Below are 24,367 nucleotides of genomic sequence, written 5' to 3'. Positions count from 1 at the left end.
CTCAGCTCTCCTGGAGCACGATCTTGAGTACGGACTCCGGTACGGGTGTCTCGAAGGTGCCGTCCGAGTCGTGCACGCGGCCGATGGCGTCGAGGAGGATCAGATGGGTCTCCTCGCTGGAGCGGCGCTTGTTGTCGGTGCGGATGACGTTGAGGATCTGGTCGGGTGTGCAGTTCGGGGGGATGCGGGTGGGCAGTCCGAGGCGTTCGCCGAGCACCCATTCCTGCTTCTCCAGGACTTCGGGCGGGGTGATGCCGAGGCGGATGCCCACGCGTGCAGCGAGGCACATGCCGATGCCGACGGCGACGCCGTGCGGCAGGTCGCCGCACAGGAACTCCGTGGCGTGGCCGACGGTGTGCCCGTATTCGAGGATCACGGCCCGCTCGCGCTCGCTCGGGTCGGTGGCGAGGATGCGCAGCTTGGACTCGACGATCTGGCGGCAGACGCCGAGCAGGTCGTCGTGGACGGCTGCCAGGTCGGGGGTGAGCTGTGCGGCGAGCCGGTCGAACCAGGCGCTGTCGTCGATGAGTCCGTTCTTGACGGCTTCGACCAGGCCGCTCTTGTGGTTGACCGGCCGCTCGGTGCGCAGGTGGGCGACGTCCGCCCAGACGAACAGCGGGGCGTGGTAGAGCCCGAACTGGTTCTTGCCGCCCCGCCCGTTGATGGCCTGCTTGTTGCTGAGCGTGCCGTCGGTGAGGCTGAGCAGGGTCGTCGGGATGTCGACGTAGCGCACGCCGCGGTACAGCAGTCCGGCCGCGAGGCCGGTGAGGTTGCTGACCATGCCGCCGCCGAGGGCCAGGATGATGGACTGCTTGGTGGCGCCCGCGTGCACCAGGCGCTCGCACAGCTCCGTCAGCCGCGTCCAGCTCTTGTTGCCCTCGCTCTCGGGGACGGTGAGGACGGTGACCGGGAGGTGCGCGTCGCTCAGCCGGCGGGCCAGCGGTTCGGCGAGGAGGTCGCGGATGCCCTCTCCGCACACCAGGAACAGGTCGTCGAAGTCGTGCCGGGCGAGGTGGTCCGGGAGCAGCTCGGTGATGCCGTCGCCGAGGTGATAGGGGCTGGCCGGCCTGAGCCCCGTGGTCAGTTCGATGAGCGGTACGCGTGCCACGTGCCGTTCCCTTCTCGTCGTCTGGTGCCCCAGGAGGTCAGATTGGCCGGGCGCGTGACCCGGGACTACGGGCGGGCGGCGGGATGAACGGCACCGCCAACGGAACGAGCGGACGACGCCGTGGAGTTGATGCGGGTGTCGGGTCCGTGGTCGGTGGCGGGTCCGTTGCCGGAGGCAGGTCCGTTGTCGGTGGCGGGTCCGTTGTCGGAGGCGGCCAACTCGCGCAGCAGCGCCGCTGTGTAGGGGTTGGCGGGGTCCGGCGGGAAGTCCACGGCGGTTCCGGCGAAGACGTTGGTGACGGCGGCGGTGATCAGGGCGGGTTCGGCGCCGAGTTCGGCCAGTTCCTCGCGGAGGGCCGAACAGGCGTGCAGAGCCGCCTTGGTGGCGATCCGGTTGATCGTCCCGATCGTGCACTCCGTCTTCTCGTCGATGAGGAGGACGGTGCCCAGGTCGTCGACGAGGGCGCGCAGCAGCGGGAGTTGACCCGCGTCCGGGGTGACGAAGACGGTGGGTACGCCGTGGGCGACGGCTGTGTACTGGCAGACGGGCTTGAGCGCGACGACGGTCAGGTCCCGGAGCCGGGGATCGTCGCGGAGCTGTGCGGTGGGTACCGAGGTGGCGAGGTTCACGAACACGGTCGTCGGCGCGCCGGTCGTGGTGTGTGCCCGGCACGAGGCGATGGCGTCGGCGACGACGGGGGGTGGCACGCACACCAGGACGACCTCGCAGCGGGCGGCGAGTTCCGCCGGGGCCACGGCCGGTACGTCGAGGCGGCGGGCGAGGGCCTGGGCGACGGCCGGGTCGCGGTCGCTGACGGTGAGGGGCAGTCGGCCGGTGAGCCGTGCGGCGAGTGCGCTGCCGAGCCGTCCCGCGCCGAGCACGCCGGCCGAGCGTACGGGGTGGTTCATCCGGCCTCCAGATCTCGTAGGTCGAGGCGTCGGCGGCCCGCCCGTACGGTGGCGTCCAGGAAGGTCCGGCGATCGGCCGCCGTCACCTGCCAGGCGACGCCCGAGAGTTCGCGCAGGGCTGCGGCGACCTCGTGGCAGACGTCCGGTGCGGTCGCGTCGAGCCGTGCGGTCGCGTCGATCCGTGCGGTCGGCTGCCCGTCGACGGTGCCGGTCACGCAGTACAGGCCGGTCCCCGGCACGGTCAGGGCCGCCTGTTCCAGCTCGACGGCGGTCAGGGTGCGGCCTGTCGGTGACCGCCGGCGGTCCTCGACGCGGCCGTGCTGTTCGAGGCTCGGCCGGGGGTCGTCGCAGCCGCAGCGCGTGCGCCGGACCAGGTCTCCGGTGCGCCACCGCAGCAGCGGGGTGGCCTCGGCGGTCAGGGTGGTCAGCACCAGCTCGCCGGGGCGCCCGTCGGGTACGGGGTCCGTTCCGTCGGGGTCGACGACCTCGGCGAGGTACTGGGCGTCGTTGAGGTGGACGCTGCCGAGGACGCAGGGCAGCCCGGCCGCCGGGGTGAGCGTCGAGCCGTAGGCCCAGACGGTCGAAGTCCCCCACAGTGCCGCCGTCTTGGCCGCCTTGGCGGGTGCGCAGGCGCCGCCGACATGCAGCAGGGTGCGCAGGCCTACGGTGCGCGGATCGTGTCCCGCGAGGGCCAGTTCGTGGTGGGTACGGGCGGCGCGGTCGGGGGTGGCGACGAACACGCTCGGGTGCGTCCGGGCCATGAGGGCGACGGTCCGGGCCGGTGGGCACACGGCGGACAGCGCGCCCACCCCGACCACGCCCGTGCCGAGGGCCGACAGCGCGCGGTCCATGTCGTGGGCGCCGCCGGACAGTTCGTACGGTACGGCGACGAACGCCAGGTCGTCCGGGCGGACATGGGCACGCAGCGCCTCCTCCATGGCGGCCGAGGCGCGCCCGAGGTCGGTGGCGGTGGCCGCGGCGCCTAGCGTACGGCCGCGCGTGTCCCGGGACTCGGCGTAGCGCGCGATCCGGGTGCGGTCCACCGCGCTGAGCCCGAGCGGGCCCGCCGCGTCGATCTGGTCGGTGGTGGTGAAGGGCAGGGCGCGCAGGTCTGCGAGATCGCCGAGACCGGCGAGTGCGGAGGCGCGGTGGGCGCGCCAGGCCCGGCGGTAGTACGGGGAGCGGGACAGCGCGTACTCGAGTTGCGCGCCGAGCCGGTCCAGGGTGTGTTCCGTCACGGTCCCCATCGGCGGGCCTCCGTGTCCGGGGAGGTCTCTGGGGACGCGTTCGTGTCGTCGGAGAAGCAGAGTTGGGCCTTGACGCGTGCCGCGCGTTCCTCGGGGCCTGCCGCCAGGGCGACTTGGGCCTTCTCGGCGGGGAAGTGATCGGTGATGAGGGCCGAGGCGCGTTCCTCGTGTGCGGCGAGGAAGCGCATCGCCTCGGGGAAGTCGCCGGTACCGCCGATGGATCCGATGACCGTCAGTCCCTTGGCGACGACGAGATCGGGGCGGAGCATGCCGCGCCGTGCCAGGCCGAGCCAGAGCACCGTGCCGCCCAGACTCGCCCGGGCCAGCGCGCAGTTGACGCCGTCGGCGGTTCCGGAGCACTCCAGGACGAGGGGGTAACGGGCGTGCCGGGCCATCGTCCGGTATCCGCGGACGGCCTCGATCTCCTCCGGGTCCGGCGGTGTGCCCAGCTCGGTCTCGGGCTCCAACAAGCCGCGTACGGTGCGTCGTTTGACCGGGTCGCGTTCGAGCAGATGCACGCGGGCGGCGCCGAACGCGCGGGTCAGCAGCAGTTGGGCCGCCAGGCCCAGCGCTCCCCCGCCGACGACCAGGACTTCGGCGCCCGTGGCCGCCCGGCGCGCGGTCGACAGCGCGTGGTGGACGACCGCGAAGAACTCGGTCATCGCGAGGGTGGCGGGGCGCAGGCCGTGGTCGTCGGGGTACAGATAGCGTCGGTCGACGGTTCGCCGTCGGACGGAGAACCCGTCGACGGTCAGCCCGAACTTCTCGATGTGCTCGCAGCGGTTGCGATCGGTGCGGCACTGCGGGCACCGGCCGCACCACAGGGAGCAGTCGCCGGTCACGGCGCGGCCGAGCAGCTCGGTGGCGGCAGGTCCGGCGTCGATGACGTGACCGGACCACTCGTGCCCGAAGCGCAGGGGGTAGCTGCTGGGTCCGCCGTACCCGCCGTCGAAGAGCCCGTAGTCGCTGCCGCACAGGGTCACCCGGTCCACCTGGACGACCACGTCGTCCGGTCCGCCGGGGCGGGCCGCGGCGGCCTCGCGTACCTCCAGCCGGCCGGGGACGGTGATGACGAGGTCGGTCATGCGGACGTCTCCTTGACCGCTTCGGCGAGGTGGTCCACGAGAGAGGCCAACTGGGCGTCGGTCTGGTGCAGTTGGATCACCAGGCGGACGAACCCGAAGCGCCGGGAGACCGAGACGATCAGCCCCCGGCGTTCCATCTCCCGCTGGACGGCGGCCGGGTCGGGGCAGGAGACGCCGACGACCATGAGGTCGGGTGCGAACGCCACCGGGAGTCCGGCTCGTTCGAGCAGGTCCAGGGTCACCGAGCGGAGGCGGAAGATCTCTCGGGCCGCGGCCCGGTAGCCCGCCCGGCCCTGCTGTCGTAGCACGGCGTAGGTGGCCAGGAGAGCGGCGCCGGGGCGGGTGCCGAGGAGCCCGAAGTGGTCGGCGGCGCCCCGGTAGTGGGAGGGCGAGCGGAGCGCTTCCAGCCGGGCCGGGTCCCGAACGAGCAGGTATCCGGAGGGGATCGGTGCTCCGCCGTACTTGTGTGGGTCCACCGAGACCGACTCCACGCCCTCGATCTCGAAGCCGGTGCCGGAGACGGGGTGGCCGAACTCCCGGGCGAACGGCACCAGGAACCCGCCGCTCGCGCCGTCCACATGGAGGGGGACGCCGACCGAAGCCGCGTAGGGTGCGAGGGTCTCGATGTCGTCCACCGCGCCGCACTCGCTGGTTCCGGAGGTGAGGACGGCGAGCGCGGGCCGGGTGGCGAGGGCGGCACGGAAGACGGCGGTGTCGGCGCGGAAGCGGGCGTCCAGGTCGACCCAGACGGGCTCGACCGGCAGCAGCGCGAGGATCTTCTCGAAGGAGAAATGGGCGTTGCGGGCCAGCAGGACGCGGGGCCGTCCGGTGCCGCGGGCGTCGCGCACGGCGGCCAGTACGGCGAGCAGATTGGCTTCGGTGGCCCCGGAGGTGGGTACCCCGCCCGCGTCGGGCGCGCCCAGCAGATCGCCGAGCATGCGGGTGACGAGCGTGGTGACGCGGGGCAGGCTCGGGAAGATCCGGTGGTCGCCCATGTTGGCGCCGAAGTGCTCGGCGAAGACCTCCCGGGCGAGGGGGAACGGCTCGGAGCAGATGGAGTTGAAGACGGTGCCGTCCGCGTAGTCGTGGTCGTCCGCGCACAACTGCCGGATTTCCTCGCGGACTTGATGGTCGCTCGCGCCGTCCGCCCAAGACGGTCCCGCTGGTGTCGCCGCTGCCATGTGGTGGTCCCTCCTGGTGCTCCGGTACTCCAGTACTCGTGCGTGCTCCGGCACTCCTGCGTGCTCCGGTACTCCTGGTGCGGGGCGGGCCGGTCGGTCAGGGCAGTTCGTCGGCCCACTCGGTGCGGGCGGTGTCGAGGCAGGCGGCGACCAGGTCGTCGGGGGCGCGCCGCACGGTGCAGGGGACGCCGCGCAGGGTGGACGAGCCCATCGCCGGGTTCTCGTCGCCGTCGCGCAGCAGCCGGTTGACGTTGGAGATCCGCCAGGAGCGGTCGGGCGGCAGCTCGGGGTACCACCACGAGGCGGCGGCGCACAGTACGCCGGGGCGCACCTCGTCGGTGACCCGCGCCCGGAACAAGGCCTGGTGTCCGCGCGCCTCCAGCACCGCCCAGTCGCCGTCCTCGATGCCTTCGGCCGCCGCCGTGCCGGGATGGATCTCCAGCCGGGGGTGGGGCTCCTTGGCGCGCAGGGACGGCACGTTGCGGAACTCGGAGTTGAAGTAGAAGCGCGAGTGACGGCTCGTCAGAAGGTGTTCGCCTGCGCGGAGATGTCGGATCGGCGGCTCGTACACGGGCAGGGGCTCGTAGCCCATGCGGAGCAGGCCTTCGTGGTAGAGGGCGACGCGTCCGCTGCGGGTGGCGAATCCGCGCTCCCGGTACTTGAAGTGGCGCAGTTCGGTGGGCCGGTAGTAGCCGTCGGCCAGCTCGCGCCAGGTGGTGCCGGCCGGGGCCAGCCGGGCGTCGAGCGCCGTACGAGCGCTGTCCCAGAAGCCTTCCAGACCGAGGCGGCCCGCGAGGTCGTTGAGGATCTCCTCGTCCGACCGGGACTCCCCCACCGAGGTCACCGCGCGGCGGGCGGCCACGTAGTTGGCGTGCTCCACGATCTGGTCGCGCTCCAGCCAGCCGCTGGCGGGGAGCACGATGTCGGCGAGTGCGGCGGTCGGGGTGAGGAAGAGGTCGGTGACGCACAGGAAGTCCAGGGCGCCGAGCGCCCGGCGCACCCGGTCGGAGTCGGGGTAGGCCACCAGCAGGTTGCTGCCGAAGACCGCCATGGCGCGGACCGGGTAGGGGTCCTCGTCCAGCACGGACCGCCATACGGCGGAGGGATGGGCCCAGCCCGACATGGACAGCACACGGTGCCGGTCGGCGCCCAGGCGCTTGGCGGCCTGGTCGGCGGGCAGCGCCTCGCTCATCGGCATGGTCCGGCGGCCGATGATCGGCTGGGGGTCCCAGAGCACGTCTCCGCCCGGCCGGTCGATGTTCCCGCACAGGGCCGACAGCAGGATGGCGGCGCGGGCGGTGTCGAAGGAACTGGCGTGCTGCGCGGTGCCGGTGCCCAGTTCGACGGCGGCCGACCCGGCGGTGCCGTAGAGACGGGCGGCGCGGACGATCAGTTGGGCGGGCACGCCCGTGACAGCGGCCACCCGCCGTGGGTCCCAGTCGCGGACGTGCTGCCTCAACTGCTCGAAGCCGGTGGTGTGTTGCTCGATGAACTCCTTGTCGAGCAGGCCTTCCGCGATGACGATGTGCAGCAGCCCGAGGGCGAGGGCGGCATCCGTGCCGGGGCGCAGCGGGAGCCAGCAGTCGGCGCGGGCGGCGAGCCCGGTGCGGTGCGGGTCGATGACGATGAGCCGGGTGCCGCGGGAGACGGCCGACAGCAGGCGGGTGCCGATGACGCCGTCGCCGTGCGTGGCGGCCTTGTTGCTGCCCCATACGACGACGACCTCGGGGTCGTGCTCGTAGTCGCAGAACGTGAATCCGCCCAGGGTCAGGATGCCGGCCATGACCCGGGGGTAGAAGCAGACGTGTGCCGGGCCCAGCACGTTGGGCGAGCCGAAGGCGTTGGCGAAACGGAACAGCCATTCCTGGTAGTTGCGGTCGGTGCCCTGTGCGAAGACGACCGACTCGGCGCCGTCCCGCTCGCGTGCCGCGGCCAGGCGCTCGGCGACCTCGTCGAGCGCCTCGTCCCAGCCGATCGGCCGGTAACCGCCGCTGCCGCGCGGGCCGGTGCGGCGCAACGGCTGCCTCAGCCGGTCGGGGTGGTAGGCGTGCTCGATGGAGGCCCGGCCCTTGGCGCACAGGAACCCGGCGTTGTTGGGGTTGCCGGGGTGGCCCTTGATCGACACGGCCCGTTCGCCCTCGACCGTCACGAGCGCACCGCACCCCCCATGGCACATCCGGCAGACCGTGGGCACCTCACGCGTGGTCATCGTCGCCTCGCCGTCCCCTCCCTGGAGCGAACCGGAGCCCCAGCAGAGCACGGGAGTTCGGCCCGGCCAGGGGGCTGCGCGACGGGTTGCCCGAGAAGGTCAACGCCCGGCGAGGCCGCTCACGGGCCTGTTGATGCCCTTCGGCACGAAGCCCTGTGCCGCCTTGTGAGGCGGCAACCCACTCCGGAGGCTGCTAAGGCGTAGGCCACCCAGCCCCAGCGACGAGGCGAGGCGTATGTCCGTATCGATCGACGAGACCGACGAGACTGACAAGACCGGTGCGACCGGTGCAACCAGTGCGACCCGTACGACCGGCGAGACTGACGAGACCTGTGCGACCGGCGAGGCTGTCGGGACCGGTCGGACAGGTGGGTCCAGTACCTCGCAGCTCGCGCCCGCCACGGCCGTCCCCGTGCCCACCGCCTGGCTCAACTTCGCCAGGCTCCTGCCCGAGGAGTTGCCGCCCCCGCAGGACGCCGAGGGCGGCTCCGCGCTGGAGCTGATGACACGGATCCGGCTGCGGGCCGTGCAGGAGCAGGAGCGCTCCGACGAGGCACTGCTGCCCGTACCCGAGGAGGTGCGCCGCCGGTACGCGGAGATCGGGCGCCCGACGCGGCTGACACGGGCGCGGGCCCTGGAGCGGCATCTCGGTACTCCGGCGCGGATCTACCTCAAGCGCGAGGACCAGCTCCCCACCGGGAGCTTCAAGCTGAACTCGGCGATCGCGCAAGCCTACTTCGCCTCCCGTGAGGGCGTACGCACCCTGGTCACCGAGACGGGCGCCGGGCAGTGGGGGCACGCGGTCCAGTACGCCGCGCGGATGTTCGGCCTGGAGAGCATCGTCTTCTGGGCCGGGGTGTCCGCTCGGCAGAAGACCAGTAGGCGTGCCGTGCTGTCCATGCTGGGCGCGCGGGTGCACGAGTCCCCGAGCGCGGTGACGGCCGTGGGCCGGGCGGTACGCGAGTCGGGTCGGCACGCCTCCGGTTCCCTCGGCACGGCGATCGGCGAGGCCATCTCGTACGCGGCCGAGCATCCGGAGGTGCGGTACGTGTCCGGCAGCAACCTGCCGCATGTGCTGATGCACCAGACGGTGATCGGCCAGGAGACCCGCGCGCAGCTCACCGCTCTCGGCGAGGAGCCGGACGTCCTGGTCGCCGCGGTGGGCGGCGGCAGCAACCTCATGGGGCTGATGGCGCCGTTCCTGGAACAGAAGCGGGCGCGCGGCGACGGACTGCGGCTGATCGGCGCGGAGTCGGCCGCCGCGCCCCGGCTGACCAAGGGGACCTGGCGCTACGATCACGCGGATCCGGGCCGGATGACGCCGCTGTCGAAGTCGTACACCCTCGGTCTGGACTACGAGTTGCCCGAGACGCATGTGGGAGGGCTGCGCCAGCACAGCGGGTCGACGGCCGTGGGCGTGCTGCGTTCGGCGGGCTGGCTGGACGCGGTCGCCTACGAGGAGCGGGAGATCTTCGAGACCGGACGGCTCGTGCTGCGGCTGGAGGGCTTCCTGCCGGCACCGGAGTCGTGTCACGCTCTGCGCGCGGCCATCGACGAGGCCTCGGCCGCCCGCCGGCCGACCGTGATCGTGGTGTGTGTGAGCGGGCACGGTCTGCTCGACATCGAGGGATACCTGGACGCCTTCCCGCTCCAGGGTGTGTGAGGCCCGTTGCGCGAGGCGGCCCGAGCAGGGTCACGACTGACTGAGCAAGGCTCAACTGCCCATCCGAGTCGAACCGGAGGAACCACCGTGCTGAAGACGAGCTACAACGCCAACGGGTTGCGCAGTGTCCCCGTCACCGAGGCGGTGCGCGCCGTCGCGGACGCCGGCTACCAGGCGATCGAACTGTCCCTGCATCCCCAGCACATCGACCCCTTCACCTTCGGTCCGGCCGACGCGGACCGGCTGTCGTCGGCCCTGGAGCGCTACGGCATCGTCGCCTGCTGTCTGGCGGCCGGGGCCGACAACCTGCTGAGCGCCGAGCGGTTCGAGCCCTCCCTGATCCACCCCACGCGGGAGGGCCGGGAGCGGCGCATCGACCTCGTCAAGCGCGCCCTGGACATCGCGGCCGACCTCGGCGTGCCCGTGATCAACTTCGCGAGCGGCATCCGTAAGCCGGAGGTGTCCGAGCAGGACGCGGACCGCTGGCTCAGGGAGGGCCTGACCCGGCTGATCGACCACTGCGACGGGGTCGTGCTGGCCATGGAGCCGGAGCCGGGCTTCTTCGTCGAGTCCAACGACCAAGCGGTCGCGCTGATCGACGACTTCGCCACCCCGCGTTTCACGCTGGCCCAGGACCTCGGTCACTGCCGTGTCGTCGAGGAGGACTATCTCGCCTCCGTGGCCCGCTCGTTGCGCGCGACCTCGGTGATCCAGGTGGAGGACATCAAGGGCCGTCATCACCATCACGAGATCCCGGGCGACGGTGACATCGACTTCCGCGCGTTCTTCCGGATCTGCCGCGAGCAGGGCTACGAGGGTTACTACAGCGTCGAGTTGTACAACCACTCGGACGACTTCGACGCCGCTCTCAAGCGCAGCATCGCCTATCTGCAGGAGCAGTACGATGCCGCAACTGCCGCCTGACGAGGCGATCGGCTGCCCGCCCGTCCGGGTCTTCGACCACCACATCCACGCGGACGGCCGCAACGCCGACGACTACGAACTGATGGCGCTCAGCGGGGTGGACACCGTGCTGATCCCCTGTTCGGCGTCGAACGAGACCCGGCCGTGCGGCGCGTCCTACGAGGCGCGCTTCGAACGGCTGCTGACCACCGAGACACGGCGCGCGGCCCACTACGGGGTACGTGTCTGGCTCGGCCTGTCGGTGCACGCCGCCGACATGGCCGATCTGGCGAGCGCCATGGACGGCGTCGACCGGCTCGCGGCCCGCTTGGACGATCCTCGGGTGCTGGCACTGGGCGAGTTGTCGATCCGGCGCTTCTCGGAGGCTGAACTGACGGTGTTCGCTAAGCAGTTGGAGCTGGCGACCGCCCTGGGCAAGCCGGTGATGGTGGAACTGCCGCCCGGGATGCCGGAGTTCCATCGCATGATGGAGGTGCTGCGGCAGGCGATCGATGACGGTCTGGTCGATCCGGCCCGCGTGGCGCTGATGGATGTCGCGCCGCCGATGCTGCCGGTCGCCGCCGGACTGGGCTGCGGCGGCCTGGGCATCGCGGTGTCCCCGGCCTCGGACCGGCTGTTCCAGGTCCGTCTCAAGACCGATCACCATCAACTGCTGTCTCTGCTGGACGAGTTCGGCCCCGATCGGCTGATGCTGAACTCCGGCTTCCATTTCGGCTCGGCCGATCCCCTGGGCCTGGCGAAGACGGTTCTGCGGCTCCGGCTCGCCGGCGTCGACCCGGGTCTCCTCGACCGCGTCGCCCGGGAGAACGCGGCGGAGTTCTTCCGTCTCCCGACCGCACCCACCGCAGCCACTGCACCCACCGCACCCACTGCAGCCACCGAATCCGCCGAACCCTCGTTCGCGACAGCCCGGCAGGAGTGATGACGTGACGCTCTTCGACGCCCCGGCGGTACTGCCGCCGCAGGACGACCATCCGGCCTATCTGGACCGCATCGTGGACCACTTGGAGCAGGCCCGGCGCAGTACGCCCGAGCAGGTCCTCAAGGAGTTCCTCGGCACGTCCGCCGACCCGTCCACGCTCCAGGTGGACAGCGTCCACCACGTGGCCGTGTACGCGGGCGACTACGTGATCGAGGACGACTTCGACAACTGGCTCGCCTCCGTCGAGGCGTTCGGCGCGACCAGCGACGTCCGGCACGGCCCGTCCTACATCGCCCCCCGCCGCTACGGCACACCCGGGCACTGGATCAACCTCTGTGTGGACGGCCATGAGTACGAGCTGTTCAGTTGCCGCGCCCGCGGCGAGTGGGCCTCGTACAGCGACCGGCGCAAGTCGGCCCTGATGTCCCACCACGCGCTGTCGGTGAAGTGGCCCGAACAGGTGCCCGCGGTACTGGACTTCCTCGCCGCACGGCCGGAGATCGAGCAGCTCGCCTACACCCCGGCGGACGAGCTCGGCCACACCTACGGCCATGTGCACAGCAAGGAGACCGGCCTGGTCCTGGAGATCGTGTACGAGGCCCCCGCGCACGCCTGCGGACCGGGGACCGTCTGATGGCCGCGGGCCCGCGCGCCGTCGGGGAGACGTGATGCCCGGGGAGCGGCCCCTCCACGTCCTCGGAATCGCCGCGAGCGCGCGCAAGAACTCGACAAGTGGCGCCGCTCTGGACGTCGTTCTCGCCCGCGCCGCCGAACTCGGCTGCCGTACCAAGGCGATCCGGCTGGCCGAGTTGCGATTGCCGTTCTGCGACGGGGACAAGACCGCTCCCTGGCCGGAGTATCCGGCGGTCGCCGTACTGCGGCGTGCGGTGTCGCGGGCGCACGCGGTGGTGCTGGCGACCCCCGAGTACCACGGGGGGATGAGCGGGGCGCTGAAGAACGCCCTGGACCTGCTGGACATCCCGCATGCCCGGGGGAAGGTGTTCGCAGGTGTCAGCGCGCTGGGCGGCCGGTCCAACAGCAACGCGCTGAACCAGCTCCGTACCTCGGTGCGTTGGCTGCACGGCTGGATGCTGCCCGACCAGGTCGCGATCCCCGACGCGCGCTCCGCACACCTGGACGGACGGTTCCAAGACCCGCTGGTCACCGAGCGGTTGACCCAGCTCGCCGACGCGCTCACCCGTGCGGCCCGCGCGTTGGCCTTGCCTGTCGCCCCGGACCACCCGCAGGGTAGGCGCGAGTGACGGTGACAGAAGGGACGAACCGGTGGACGCGGAGACGACGGAGACGACGCGGTTGGTGGAGCAGCTCACGGCCCGCCTGCGCGCGGCCGGTGACCCGCAGACCGCGGAGGGCGCCAAGCGGTATCTCAAGAGCGATCTGCTGCACTACGGGGTCAGACTGCCGGTCATCCGCAAGGCGGTGGCCGACAGCGTCCGCGCGAGCGGCCGGCTCGGTCATCCCCAACTCGTGGCCTGCGCCCGCGCGCTGTGGGCCCCGGAGGTGCACGAGTCCCGGATCGCCGCCGCAATCCTGCTCGAACGGCACGTTGCCGTGCTGCGCCCCGAAGACACCGCACTCCTGGAGGAGTTGCTGCGCGACAGCCGTACCTGGGCCCTCGTCGATCTGCTCGCCGGGTCCGTCGCGGGACGGCTGCTGCTGCGGGAGCCCTCCGTGGTGGACACCTACCGCCGCTGGGCCGCCGAGGAACACCAGTGGATCCGCCGCTCGGGCATCCTCGGCTTCCTCCTCCCCGTCGGCGACGACGCGGGATTCGCGCCGTACTGGCCGGTCTTCACGGAGATCGGCGACCCGCTCCTGGAGGACCCGCGCTTCTTCGTCCGCAAGGCCCTCGGCTGGGTGCTGCGGCAGGCGAGCAAGAAGCACCCCGCCGAGGTCCACGGCTGGCTCCTGCCGCGGGCCGGCCGCTCCTCGGGGGTGACGGTGCGCGAGGCCGTCCGCTATCTCGACGCCGAGCAGCGCGAGGCGATCCTCACCGCATACCGGCACGGGGAGACGACCCCGGCCTGACACCGACGCACTCCGCCCTGACACCGACACGTCGCCGGACCTGGAGGTGCCTGTTGACCACCACCGACCATTCGACGTCCTTCCTCACCGACCTCGTGCCGTATCCCCTGCGCCGCCGCTGGGCCGCTCAGGGTCTCTACCGCGATCTCGACCTGTTCAGCCTGTTCGAGGAGCAGGCGCGCAGGTCGGGCGACCGGATCGCCGTCATCGACGCCGAGGGCGAGACCGGCTTCGGTCAACTGCACGGCCTGGCGCTGCGGTTGGCGGGCGGGCTCGCCGAACACGGCGTCAAGCAGGGCGATGTGGTCGGGGTCCAGTTGCCGAACAGCCGTCTGTCGTGCGTGGCCGAACTGGCGGTCGCCGCGCTGGGCGCCGTCCTGCTGCCGTTCCCGCCGGGGCGCGGCGGCAAGGAGGCCGCCGCGCTGCTCGCCGGGGCCAGGGCGAGTTGCGTCATCGTCCCCGGAACGCATCGGGGCCACGACTATCTGACCCCGGCCCTCGCGCTCACCCGTACCCTGCCCCATCTGCACACGGTGGTCTCGGCTCAGCGCACGGACCACGCCCCCTGCCTTGACGATCTACTGGGCCGCGCACCGGCCGCGCCCGTGCGGCCGGATCCGGACGGTGCCGCGCGGATCATGGTGTCCTCGGGCAGCGAGGCCGCCCCGAAGATGGTGGCCTTCTCGCACAACGCGCTCGCCACCGGCCTCGGCGCCGTCGTCGGCGAGGTCCTCGACCCGGGCGAACGGCCCCGGAGCCTGTGGCTGGTGCCGCTGTCCGCCGCGTTCGGCAGCAACGCCACCGTGGGAACCCTCGTGGTGCACGGCGGCACGCTGGTCCTCCAGGCGCGGTTCGACGCGGCCGAGGCGCTCCGCCTGATCACCCGCCATCGCCCCAGCCATGTCTTCGGGGTGCCCACCATGCTGCGGATGATGGCCGACGACCCGTCGGCCGCCACCGCGGACCTCACCGGCGTACGCGCCGTGGTCGTCGGCGGTGCGAAGCTGGACGACGCCACCGCGCGCCGGGCCGCCGCGCTCTTCGCGTGCCCCGTCATCAGCACGTACGGATCGTCGGACGGGGTGCACTGCACGATCTCCGACGACGCCGAGGGCGCCAAGTCGGGCCGCCCCAATCCGGCGATCGTGGACATCCGGGTGGTGGACGACGACCTGAACGACGTCGGCCCCGGACAGGTCGGCGAGATCGTGGCCCGTGGCCCCTTCACCCCGCTGTGCTATGTGGGCGCTCCCCATCTCAACGCCCGGTATCGCACCCCGGGTGGGTGGGTACGCACGGACGACCTCGGGAGGCTCGACGCCGAGGGCAGGCTGACGGTCGTGGACCGGCGCAAGGAGATCGTCGTCAGGGGCGGGGCGAGCATCAGCCCGCTGGAGGTCGAACAGGTGCTGGTCCAGCTCGACGGGGTACGCGACGCCGCGTGCGTGGGCGTGCCGGACCCGCTGATGGGCGAACGGCTGTGCGCGTGCGTGGTGCCCGCCCCCGGCGCGACGCCCACTTTGGAGGATCTCGTCGCCCGCCTGCGGCACCGGGCGCTGGAGGACCGCAAGCTCCCCGAACGCCTGGTGCTGCTGGGCGAGTTGCCGCACACCCCGACCGGCAAGGTGGACCGGCGCAGGCTCAGGACGATCGCATGTCGTGGCCTCGATGCCGCCGACTGACCAGCTCACCGACCGAGCCACCCGAGCCGACCGAGCCACCCGAGCCGCTTGAGCCACCCGAGCCGCAGCGCACCGGACCGTCCTGCGCGGCGTGGACGGTCTGGTACCACTCGACCACCGGGACATCCCCTTCGAGGAAGACGGGGCTGCACGGATAGACCTCGTACAGCGGAGCGCCGAGGCCCGAGCCCCTGCGCGGCTTCTTCGCCCACGTGCCACTGGTCACCGACATGTCGGTCAGGCGCCGGGAGTGCCGCGAACCGACCCGGGCGAGCGGCGCCTCGCTCATGATCACCTCGTACCTGAGCCCGCGCACACTGTCCAGGCAGCGCCAGACGTCGCCTTCGATCACATCCGCCTGGTCCACGCTCAGGCAGGCGTCGTAGCGGATTCCGCCGCCCGGCCGGTCCGGGAGGTCGTAGAGCACACCGACCGCGCGGGTGTGCGGTCCGGCGAGCCCCCATTCGAAGAGCAGCGCGGTCAGCGTGCGCCAGGTGTTCAGCCAGAACTCCCCCTCCCCCGTGTGCCGCAGGCACAGCACCCGCAGCGGCCGGGGCGGCACGATGTGCCAGCAGTCCTGTCCCGTCGGCGAAGCCACCATGGATGTCCCCCTTGTGTGGTCGCTTGCGTTCCCGGCGCCGGTCTCGCCCGCGCGCACCCCTGAAGTCCCCGTCGCGGGGGGTGAGTTGCGGACGGCGCCGGAGGTCTACCGTGATATCCGGTGCGGCCCGGCCGACCAGGGGCCGGGCGGCAGTGTGCAGCCGTGGGCGGTGGTGGTCGGTACGGCTGCCAACGGACCGTCCAGGTCGGCGGCGCGCAGGGAGGTCGTCACCGGAATCATCCGGCCGTCGTACGCTCCCTGGGTGTCCGTGTCCGCGTCGGGGACCGTGACCCAGCCGTGCGCGGCACGTATGGGGTCCGGTCGCCGCCCGTACGGCGGGCGCCCGCTTCTGAGAACCGGGTCGAGCAGCAGGTTCGCCGCCGACAGCAGCGAGGACTCCACCGCGCTGCCGCGGCCGGTCAGTCGGCGGTGCAGCAGTCCGGCGACCACGGCCTCGGCGCCGAGCATGCCGCCGAGCGCGTCCACGACCGTCATCAGCGTCGGGCGGGGCGGCTCGCCGGGGTCGGGGCGCAGGGCGTCGGCGACGCCGGACCGCGCCTGCACCATGAAGTCCGTGCCCACCGGCGGGGTCGGTACGGCATCCGACCAGCCCGAGGTGTGGGCGTACACCAGCGCGGGGTTCGCCCGGTGCAGGGTCTCGCTGTCCAGGCCGAGTCGTTCGGCCGCGCCCGGTGCCCAGTTGTGCAGGAAGACATCGGCGCCGCGGGCCGCCTCCAGCACGTCGCGCCGCCCGCGCGCGCTCTTGATGTCGATCTCCACGGCGCTCTTGCCGTGGTTGAGCGCCAGCCATACGGCGGAGTGGTCGCCGCACAGGGGAGGCATGCCCCGCATGGGGTCGCCGCCGGGGGGTTCGACGCGTACGACCTCGGCGCCCAGGAGCCGCAGCAGATGCGCGGCGAGCGGGCCCTGGATCCGGCGCCCGGCCTCCAGGACGACGAGGCCGCGGAGGGGACCGAGAGGGCCGACGGGTCCGCTCGCGGGCCGGGGCGCTCGGGAGCGCGTGGCGTCGGGTGCCGTCGTGTCCGGTTCCGGGCCGGGCCTCAGCAGCCAGGGGTCGGGGATCAACGCCTGCTGATCCAGGCCCAGTTCACGGCGTCGCTCGGCGATGGTCGTGATCGGGCAGATGCTCGCTCCGCACCGCTCGGCCAGCGCGCGCACCTCGGCGAACGGCCTGCGGGCGGCGGTGTGCAGGGCGCGCGGAAGCGGGGCCGCGGCGACGGAGAAGCGTGCGGCGAACGTCCGCCAGCCGTCGCGGGCCGCCGCGCGCGGCGCCCCCAGAGCCGCCCAGAAGCGCGCCCAGGGTTCGGCGTCCAGGGCCTCGATCTCGAACCACACCCCGTCCAGGCTCCGAAAGGGGGGGCCGCCCGGACGGGACGCGGGAAGCGGGGAGTCGGCGGAGGCGACGGCCAGGTAGTGCGCGCTCAGCAACAGGGCGGCGCGGTCGACCCCGGTGGCCGCCGCCTGACGCGCCATGTCCGGGTCGGCGCAGGCGAGTTGGCCGAGCAGTCCGATGGTGCCGAGGACTCCGGCGGCGGTGCCCGCGACATCGAGCATCAGCGCCCGCGGGCGCCCGTGGCGGCGGCCGTGCACGTGCATGATGCCGCACACGGCCTGCGCGGACGCCTCGTCGAAGACGAGGTCGGCGGGCAGCACGTCGGCCCAGCGGACCACCGTCTCGGCGGCTCCGAGCGGGCCGTCCACCCGGGCTCGGGCCGCCGGCGCGGGGCCGTCGGCGCCGTCACCGCCCTCGGTCTCACCGGCCTCGCCGTCTGCACCGTCGGCTTCCTCGGTCGCGAACTCCCCGCCGAGACGCCGCAGATGGTCGCGCATCACCCGCGCCGCGGTGCTGGTCCCCGTGACGGCGCAGCGCCTTCCGGACAGCGGAGCTAGTGTCTCGACGACGGGGTGGCTCATGCAGTCCCTACCTTCGAGAACCATGGGCTGGAAGGCCCTGGGGCGACCGGTCGGCGTGAAGGCTCTGCTCGTTCATCGGACCGCGTCCGCCCGTGTGTTGTCCATCCCGGCCACGCGAACATGACCACCGCCATCAAGTGCCGTCAGCCGTCGCGGACCCGGTCGTTGCAGTGCGTTGCTTGTTCGGTGACGGCCCGCTGGAACGGGTGGGACGGAGACCTAGTGTCGATGGTCATCGCTCGACGCCGCGTGGTCGGCGTCATGGCTTTGAGGGTGAGGGGGATCCGTGGCCGCAGCGCACGAGGCCCGCGAGTGTCCGGTGTGTCGGGAACCATGGCTGGTCCTGGCGGACCCGGCCGCCCTGCCGCGCCGTATGGGCGAACTAGCCGCGGCGGCACGGCGGTTGGATGCCGTGGACGCCGTACTGCACCCTGCGGGTGACCCGGTGATTCCCCAGCCGGGGGCCGAGGAGTACGACGAACACGACGAGCACGACGTCTACTTCGGGGTCGCGCGGGCCAGGGAACACTCCACGGACGCCTTCCTCCTCGGCGGGCTGCACACGCATCACGTCGTGGCCGTGCACCAGGAGCGCTGCGGCTGCGGGGACCCGCGCGACCTGGACGTGCTGTCGTCGGGCTGGCGTTGCCTGCTGGAGTACCCGGACGGCGCCGTGCCGCCCGCCGCTTGCCCCGCGCACACCGCCGACGACGACGCGGCGCTGACCGACTGCCCGCGCCCGCACGAGCACTGGCGGGTCGGGCACCAGCTCTTCTTCGTCCTCATCCAGGCCGTCGTCGCGGGCGTCCAGTGCTTCCTGGGCGAACTGCGGGCGGGCGACGCGCGGGCGGCGACCAGGGCGCTGGGGCTGGCGTCGGAGATGTGCCGCCACTCCGCCCTCGCCATGAAGTTCGCGGGCGGGCTCAGCCCCGTGGACTACGAGTACGAGGTGCGCCCCTCCATGCTTCCGCCGATGGTCCGCCGGGGCTTCAGCGGCTTCCAGACCCGTGATCACGCCCTGCTGGTGAAGACCCTGCGGGCGGCCCGGCCCTCCCTGCGCTCCCTGGGGCTCCACGACCCCGCGGTCCTGGAGCTGGACGCGGCCCTTCAGCGGGTGTACGCGGCCCACCGGCTGGTCTGCGCCCGGTTCGACGGGACGAAGATCCCGAGCCTGCTGATGGAGGCGTCCGGCCCGGAGTCCGCCAAGCGCGCGGGCACGGACGTCGTCGACGAACTGACCGCGCGGCGGCTGTCCCTGCTGCGCGAGCCCCCTTCCCGCCCTGAGCCTCGAAGCTGACGGTCCGTCATCACGATCCTCCCCCAAGGCGGTTCACTCCTGGCGCAGTGCCCACGGCAGTACGAGCCAGAGCCCGGCGAAGAGCAGCAGGGTGAGGGCGGTGATGACGACGGCCGGGACTCGTCCGAGCACGATGGCCATCAGCAGCAGGACGGCCCCGTTGAGCGCCAGGGCGAGGAAGACCAGCCCGATCTGGGCGAGGCGGGCGGACAGGGCCACGATGCGCGGCTTCACGCCCCGGTGGAACAGGCCGCGGTGCAGGGCGACGGGCGCGGCCAGGATGGCCGAGGCGATCACGGTGAGCAGCAGCGTCACCACGTACGTACTGTGCTGGAAGTGGTCCAGGTACGGGAAGCGGCTGGTGAAGGCCACGCCGAGCAGGAAGGCGAAGACGATCTGCACGCCTGTCAGCACGACCCGCAGTTCCTGGAGCAGTTCGATCAGGTTGCGGTCGGCTCGTTCCTCCGGTGTCTCGTGGCGCGGGAGCTGCGGGTGCGGTCCGGGCATGTCGGTCATGGCTCCTACTGTCCGCCCGGCACCGGAGGCCCGCGAGCAGCGGCGGGGTGTGTGTCGGCGTACGACCGGAGCACGCACCGCCGGGGCGCGGGATGTGGGCGACCACGTCCCGCGCCCCGGTCGGACCGGCCACTGCGCTCAGGCCAGCGCGGCCTTGAGCGCGCCGAAGGCGGTCTTCGGGTCGGCGAGGGCGTGGTAGATGCCGGGGATCTCGTCGGGCAGGCCGAGGAGGCCGTAGACGGCGTGCATGGCGCCGCGGACGGAGTACTCGACGGTGAAGACCACGTCCTCGGGGATCTCGGTGAACTGCCCGAGGAAGGCGAAGTTGGCCGCGCCGCGCGGGATGACCAGCGGCCGGTCGTTCGGGGTGCGCGGGGCGAACTGGCTGGTGATGTACGGCATCATGACCGGGATCACGGTGGTGGTCGCCGCGACCTCGTCCTCGATGTCCGACATGCCGAGGTGGCCGAGGAGTTCGGTGAGGATCTCCCGGCCGGTGGCCTCGGCCATCGGCTTGTCGATGAAGTCGCCGTCGTTGTCGACGAACAGGCCGTACCCCCACAGGGTGTACACGTCCTCCGGCTGGCCGTCGAAGTGCGGGGCGTGCGGCACGACGATGGACATCAGCCAGTTGGAGTCCTTGAAGGTCATCAGCGCGCCGGTGCCGGGGAGGTTGCCGGAGAGTTCCTCGATGCGGTGCAGCAGCAGGGGGCTGCGCATGGTGAGGGTGAAGGACTCCCACTTGGCCTCGTCCACGTTGCCGTGGAAGGCGGCCGGCCGGCCGAAGTCGTCCGCCTTGGCGGCGATGGTCTCCCACAGCCGCCAGCCGCCGTCGCGCAGGTCGCGGATCAGCTCCGGTGCGCGGTCGTCGCTGCCGTAGGAGGCGTCGGCGGTCATCGAGCCGAGGGTGAGGAAGGCGAGGTCGGTCTCGGCGAGGTCGCGGGTCTCCGGCTGTCCGTCGCGCTCCAGGTGCAGCCGGTGGACGCGGCGGGTGCCGTCCTCCGCCGTGGTGAAGTCGGCGTCGACGACGCGTACGCCGTGTTCGAAGCGCACCCCGCGGGACGTCAGCCAGGCCCGCACCGGGCGGATGATCGAGTCGTACTGGTTGAGCCGGGTACGGCGCACGCCCGAGAGGGTGTGCATCCGCGGGAACTCCTGGATGAAGCGCAGGAAGTAGCGCCTGAGTTCGACGGCGCTGTGCCAGGTCTGGAAGGCGAAGGTGGTGCGCCACATCGCCCAGAAGTTGGTCCGGAAGAAGTGCGGGGAGAAGAAGTCCTCGATCCGGCGGGCCCCGATGACCGCTTCGGGCAGCATCAGCAGGCGGGTCAGTTCCAGCCGGTCATGGGTGTCGAGGCCGTAGTCGGCGGCGTCCAGGACGGTCGTGCCCTCGCCGATCAGGCGGGCCTTCGCCTCGGTGGGCCACTTGATGTTGAACTGCCGGATCTCCTCGCGGACCGACATGGTGTCGTCGGTGAGGGTGGGGATGGTCTCCAGGAGGTTCCACACGCAGGTGTAGGCCTCGTCCTCGAGCATCCGTCCGCCGCGGCTGACGTACCCGGCGGGCTCGCCGCCGCCGTCCATCGCGCCGCCGACGAGCGGGAGTTCCTCCAGGACGTGGATGTTCTCGCCGGGCAGGCCTCCGTCGCGGATCAGGAAGACGGCGGCGGCCAGCGAGGCGATGCCGCCACCGGCGAAGTAGGCGCGGGGCTGCTGCGGAGCGTGTGTCATGACGACTCTCCATTCTGGCCGCCCGCGGCGCACGGGAGCCCGACGGTGGTCGGGAGGCCGTGCACCGCGGGTGGCGTTCGGCCGCGACCGCGGCCGAGATGTGCACGTGTGGCGTCGGGGGGATCTGGGGCCCGGCGCCTGTAGCTCTCAGTCAAGTCGTACGGCGATGGTGCGGGCAGGGGCCGATCGTCCCTGGTCAGACGCCGACGGGCCCAGGGGGCGATTGGGTCGGCCGTCCCACGGTTGCCCTGTGGGGGCCGGTGTCAGGCCGCCCGGGGGCGCACCAGTGTGTTCTCGCCATGGCGGCCCGCGAAGTGGTCCTCGATGTTGGCGACCGTGGTCCGGACGATCTGGTCGACGGCGTCCTTGGTGAAGTACGCCTGGTGCGAGGTGACGAGGACGTTGTTGAAGGTCATCAGCCGGGCGAGGCGTTCGTCGGTCATGACTTCCAGCGACTTGTCGAGGAAGAACACGCCGGCCTCCTCTTCGTACACGTCGAGGCCGACACCGCCCAGCTTCCCCGTGCGCAGCGTCTCCAGCAGGGCGTCGGTGTCCACGAGGCCGCCGCGCCCGGTGTTGACCAGGATCGCGTCGTCCTTCATGAGCGCGAGGGTCGTGGCGTCGACGACGTGGTGGGTGTCCGGCAGCAGCGGCACATGCAGGCTGATCAGGTCCGACTCGGCGAACAGCCGCTCGCGCGGGACGTACTCCATGCCGAGGGCGAGGCACTCGGGGTTCTCCGCGACGTCGGAGCCCAGCAGCCGCATCCCGAAGCCATGGGCGATGCGCGCGAACGCCGCGCCGATCTTGCCGGTGCCCACCACCCCGGCCGTACGGTCGTGCAGATCGCGGCCCATCAGCCCGTCGAGCCGGAAGTCGAAGTCCCGGGTGCGCAGCGCGGCCCGGACGATACGGCGGTCGATCGCGAGGGCCAGGGTCCAGGCGAACTCGGCGACGGAGTACGGCGAGTAGAAGGAGACCCGGGATACCGAGAGCCCGAGGTCCTCGGCCGCCTTCAGGTCGATGTTGTTGTAGCCGGTGGACCGTTGGGCGATCATCCGTGTGCCGCCCTCGGCCAGTGCCCGCAGCACCACGGCGTCCAGGGTGTCGTTCGCGCCGGTGACCACGACCTCGTGACCGAGCGCGGTCGGGACGGTGTCCTTGTCCAGGAACAGTCCGAGACAGCGCAGCTCGTGATGGTCGCCGAACGCCTTGCGGAACTCTTCCCGCAGCAGTGGCTCCTCGTCCACGAGGACGCCGTACGCGATGATCTCCACTGCTCTCCTCCCGTCGAACGGTGCGCGCCCCCGTCCCATGCGGCCGGGATCGCTCATGCGGACGGCCGGGGGCGGTCTGCCGCCCCCGGCCGGTTCACCGTCTCTCGGTCAGGTTGTCAGTCGTGCGGGACCACCGCGACCGGGACGGTGGCGTGGTGCAGGACCGCATGGGTGAAGGAGCCGATGTGGGCGCCGACGGAGGCGCGGCGGATACGGCGGCCCACGACGACCAGCGAGGCATCACGGGAGGCCTCGATGAGCAGGCTCGCCGGGCTGCCGCAGCGGCACTCCTCGGCCACCTCGACGTCGGGGTACTTCTCCCGCCAGGGGCGCAGCACCTCGGCCAGGGCGGCGGCGTCGCTCTGGGCCATCGCCTGGTGCGCTCCGGCGTCCAGGCCCATGCCGTAGGCGTAGTACGGCGGCGGGTTCCAGCCGTGCACGGCGCGCAGGGGTGCCTTGTGGCGGGCGGCGGTGTCGAAGGCGAACTCGATGAGCTTCTCGTGGGGCTCGGCTATGTCGACGCCGAGGACGACGGGGCGGACGGTGGTGTCGGCGGCGTCCTGGCCTTCGCCTTCGCCCTCGCTCTTCCTGCCTTCCTTGCCCTTGGTCCGGTCGGCGGCGGCGCGGACCAGGACGACGGGGCGGTCGGTGCGCGCCACGACGGCGAGGCCGACCGAGCCGAGCAGGAAGCCGCCGAGCCCGCTGAGACCGCGTGAGCCGAGGACGAGCAGTTCGGCTTCCTGCGCCTCGCGGGTCAGGACCTCGGCGGGGCCTCCGGTGAGCTGCTCGGTGGTGACCTCGAGGCCGGGGTAGGACTCCCGCAGGTTCTCGGCGGTCTCCCGCGGGATGCGCTCGGTCCAGTGCTGGCGGGTGTCGGCGCCGAGAAGCTGTACCAGGGCCACGGGCTCGGACATCGGTTCCCAGACCTGGACCAGCTTGACCGGCAGTCCGCGCAGCGTCGCTTCACGGGCCGCCCATTCCGCGGCGGAACGGCTCTCGGGCGAGCCGTCGAGACCCACGGTGATGGTGCGGGGCATGGTCTCCTCCTCCTGAATCGGGGGACCCGATTCCGTGGTGTTGCAAGGGTTCTTCCAGGTACCGCGGTCAGCGCAGCCAGGCGTGGTCGCGGACGATCGGCAGCCGGGCCCATGGTCGGCCCAGGCCCCAGGTGGCGCCCGCGCCCGCCGCCGCGACGGCGATCAGGGCTGCCGCGTAGATCACGTGGTAGTTGTCGAACGGGTTGGTGGACATGGTCGGGGTTCCGTCCCCGCGGTGGATGGCGGGGGGCCAGGAGGCGATCCACATCAGCGCCAGCATCAGCGTTCCGGCCACTGCGGCGAGGCGCAGCGCCACGCCTGCCATGACGGCCACCCCGACGAAGAGCAGGCCGAGCATGAACAGCCAGTCCGCCCACCAGGCTCCGGCCCACGAGCGCAGGATCGACTGCATCGGTCCGACCGTGACGCGGCTGAGGAAGCCCTCCGTCGGCGACCCTCCGTCGATCCAGCCCTGGCCGGCCGGCGTGGAATAGCGAAGGCCGAAGGTCTTGTCCAGGAACGCCCACAGGAAGATGAATCCGGTGAGAAGGCGCAGGGCCGCGAGAGCTCGGGCGCCTGCGGTGCGCGTGGGGACGGCGTGTGCCGAGGCGTCGGATGCGGATGTGGCGGTGTGGCGTGCGGACTCCTGCCCGCGTGCGGGTTCACGTCCCGGAGCGGGTTCACGTCCTCCGGGGGCGGGTTCACGTCCGGGCATCGGCTCGCGTCCAGGTGCGGGCTCGCGTCCTCCGGGTGCGGGTTCCCGGCGTCTGCGGAAGGGCGGCAGGCGGAAGACCGGGCCCCGGTGAGAGTGCTCGTGCGCGGTCATGGCAGGTCCCTTCAGGGATGTTCAGGTCATCGTTCTCCTGACACCCCCTACTCTCCTCGAGTCCGCCCACTCGCGCCCGATGCCGAAGGTCTCGGCCCGCGGGGCTGAACGTCCCACCCCTCTGACCTGCGCATAGGCCGACGAGGCCGCCCTCGGGGTCGGCTAGGGCCTC

The 24,367-nt window shown here is 72.0% G+C and carries 21 protein-coding genes; 8 read left to right on the top strand and 13 right to left on the bottom strand.

Features of this window, described 5'->3' with window-relative positions:
* Position 1 precedes the first annotated feature (1 nt).
* The 6 genes from NGF19_RS28260 to NGF19_RS28235 form a co-directional block, all read right to left on the bottom strand.
* Positions 2–1,108: a 2-deoxy-scyllo-inosose synthase gene (locus NGF19_RS28260; RefSeq protein WP_252428430.1), complete on the bottom strand. Its 1,107-nt coding sequence runs from the start codon at positions 1,106–1,108 to the stop codon at positions 2–4.
* Positions 1,109–1,173: 65 nt separating this feature from the next.
* Positions 1,174–2,016, bottom strand: a complete 843-nt coding sequence (locus NGF19_RS28255) for an NAD(P)-binding domain-containing protein (RefSeq protein WP_252428428.1) — start codon at positions 2,014–2,016, stop codon at positions 1,174–1,176.
* Positions 2,013–3,263, bottom strand: a complete 1,251-nt coding sequence (locus NGF19_RS28250) for a phenylacetate--CoA ligase family protein (protein WP_252428426.1) — start codon at positions 3,261–3,263, stop codon at positions 2,013–2,015. The genes NGF19_RS28255 and NGF19_RS28250 overlap by 4 nt, the downstream gene beginning before the upstream one ends.
* Positions 3,251–4,348, bottom strand: a complete 1,098-nt coding sequence (locus NGF19_RS28245) for an alcohol dehydrogenase catalytic domain-containing protein (RefSeq protein WP_252428424.1) — start codon at positions 4,346–4,348, stop codon at positions 3,251–3,253. Before NGF19_RS28245 ends, NGF19_RS28250 begins: the two co-directional genes overlap by 13 nt.
* Complete coding sequence (locus NGF19_RS28240) at positions 4,345–5,529, bottom strand: aminotransferase class V-fold PLP-dependent enzyme (protein WP_252428422.1); 1,185 nt, start codon at positions 5,527–5,529, stop codon at positions 4,345–4,347. Before NGF19_RS28240 ends, NGF19_RS28245 begins: the two co-directional genes overlap by 4 nt.
* Before the next feature lie 97 nt (positions 5,530–5,626).
* Positions 5,627–7,738, bottom strand: a complete 2,112-nt coding sequence (locus NGF19_RS28235; protein WP_252428420.1) for a molybdopterin-containing oxidoreductase family protein — start codon at positions 7,736–7,738, stop codon at positions 5,627–5,629.
* Between the two features lie 412 nt (positions 7,739–8,150).
* Here NGF19_RS28235 and NGF19_RS28230 point away from each other — a divergent pair, with 412 nt between their 5' ends.
* The 7 genes from NGF19_RS28230 to NGF19_RS28200 all read left to right on the top strand — a co-directional run bounded on the left by NGF19_RS28230 (position 8,151) and on the right by NGF19_RS28200 (position 14,978).
* Positions 8,151–9,401: a TrpB-like pyridoxal phosphate-dependent enzyme gene (locus NGF19_RS28230; RefSeq protein WP_252428418.1), complete on the top strand. Its 1,251-nt coding sequence runs from the start codon at positions 8,151–8,153 to the stop codon at positions 9,399–9,401.
* Between the two features lie 87 nt (positions 9,402–9,488).
* Positions 9,489–10,325, top strand: a complete 837-nt coding sequence (locus tag NGF19_RS28225) for a sugar phosphate isomerase/epimerase family protein (protein WP_252428416.1) — start codon at positions 9,489–9,491, stop codon at positions 10,323–10,325.
* Positions 10,306–11,247 carry a TatD family hydrolase gene (locus NGF19_RS28220; protein WP_252428414.1) on the top strand — a complete coding sequence of 314 codons (942 nt, stop codon included), beginning with the start codon at positions 10,306–10,308 and terminating at the stop codon, positions 11,245–11,247. The genes NGF19_RS28225 and NGF19_RS28220 overlap by 20 nt, the downstream gene beginning before the upstream one ends.
* Positions 11,248–11,251: 4 nt before the next feature.
* The gene (locus NGF19_RS28215) at positions 11,252–11,881 is read left to right on the top strand and encodes a hypothetical protein (protein ID WP_252428412.1); all 630 of its coding nucleotides are present in this window, start codon (positions 11,252–11,254) and stop codon (positions 11,879–11,881) included.
* Between the two features lie 34 nt (positions 11,882–11,915).
* Complete coding sequence (locus tag NGF19_RS28210) at positions 11,916–12,509, top strand: NADPH-dependent FMN reductase (protein ID WP_252428410.1); 594 nt, start codon at positions 11,916–11,918, stop codon at positions 12,507–12,509.
* A 22-nt stretch (positions 12,510–12,531) separates the two neighbouring features.
* On the top strand, positions 12,532–13,296 hold the full coding sequence (locus NGF19_RS28205) for a DNA alkylation repair protein (RefSeq protein WP_252428408.1): 765 nt from the start codon (positions 12,532–12,534) through the stop codon (positions 13,294–13,296).
* 53 nt (positions 13,297–13,349) lie between these two features.
* Entirely contained in the window at positions 13,350–14,978 is a 1,629-nt protein-coding gene (locus NGF19_RS28200) for a class I adenylate-forming enzyme family protein (protein WP_252428406.1), read from the top strand.
* Here the strand turns inward: NGF19_RS28200 and NGF19_RS28195 are convergent.
* Both NGF19_RS28195 and NGF19_RS28190 read right to left on the bottom strand, forming a co-directional pair.
* Positions 14,938–15,579, bottom strand: coding sequence for a hypothetical protein (locus NGF19_RS28195; protein ID WP_252428404.1), 642 nt, complete (start codon positions 15,577–15,579; stop codon positions 14,938–14,940). The genes NGF19_RS28200 and NGF19_RS28195 overlap by 41 nt on opposite strands.
* Before the next feature lie 105 nt (positions 15,580–15,684).
* Positions 15,685–17,514, bottom strand: coding sequence for a CoA transferase (locus NGF19_RS28190; RefSeq protein ID WP_252428403.1), 1,830 nt, complete (start codon positions 17,512–17,514; stop codon positions 15,685–15,687).
* A gap of 286 nt (positions 17,515–17,800) precedes the next feature.
* On the opposite strand from NGF19_RS28190, the gene NGF19_RS28185 reads away from it, so the two are divergent.
* Entirely contained in the window at positions 17,801–18,811 is a 1,011-nt protein-coding gene (locus tag NGF19_RS28185) for a 3-methyl-L-tyrosine peroxygenase-related protein (RefSeq protein WP_252428402.1), read from the top strand.
* Between the two features lie 33 nt (positions 18,812–18,844).
* On the opposite strand, the gene NGF19_RS28180 is transcribed toward NGF19_RS28185, so the two are convergent.
* The 5 genes from NGF19_RS28180 to NGF19_RS28160 form a co-directional block, all read right to left on the bottom strand.
* Entirely contained in the window at positions 18,845–19,327 is a 483-nt protein-coding gene (locus NGF19_RS28180; RefSeq protein ID WP_252428401.1) for a DUF6328 family protein, read from the bottom strand.
* A 138-nt stretch (positions 19,328–19,465) separates the two neighbouring features.
* The gene (locus NGF19_RS28175) at positions 19,466–21,055 is read right to left on the bottom strand and encodes an oleate hydratase (RefSeq protein WP_252428400.1); all 1,590 of its coding nucleotides are present in this window, start codon (positions 21,053–21,055) and stop codon (positions 19,466–19,468) included.
* A 263-nt stretch (positions 21,056–21,318) separates the two neighbouring features.
* Entirely contained in the window at positions 21,319–22,332 is a 1,014-nt protein-coding gene (locus NGF19_RS28170; RefSeq protein WP_252428399.1) for a 2-hydroxyacid dehydrogenase, read from the bottom strand.
* A 116-nt stretch (positions 22,333–22,448) separates the two neighbouring features.
* The gene (locus NGF19_RS28165; RefSeq protein ID WP_252428398.1) at positions 22,449–23,369 is read right to left on the bottom strand and encodes a universal stress protein; all 921 of its coding nucleotides are present in this window, start codon (positions 23,367–23,369) and stop codon (positions 22,449–22,451) included.
* A gap of 67 nt (positions 23,370–23,436) precedes the next feature.
* Positions 23,437–24,084: a hypothetical protein gene (locus tag NGF19_RS28160; RefSeq protein WP_252428397.1), complete on the bottom strand. Its 648-nt coding sequence runs from the start codon at positions 24,082–24,084 to the stop codon at positions 23,437–23,439.
* Between the last annotated feature and the right edge of the window lie 283 nt (positions 24,085–24,367).

Origin of the sequence: Streptomyces macrolidinus, assembly GCF_023887685.1 — a bacterium.
In the GTDB taxonomy this organism is placed as follows: Bacteria; Actinomycetota; Actinomycetes; order Streptomycetales; family Streptomycetaceae; genus Streptomyces; species Streptomyces macrolidinus.
This window is presented reverse-complemented; position numbering and strand designations above follow the sequence as displayed.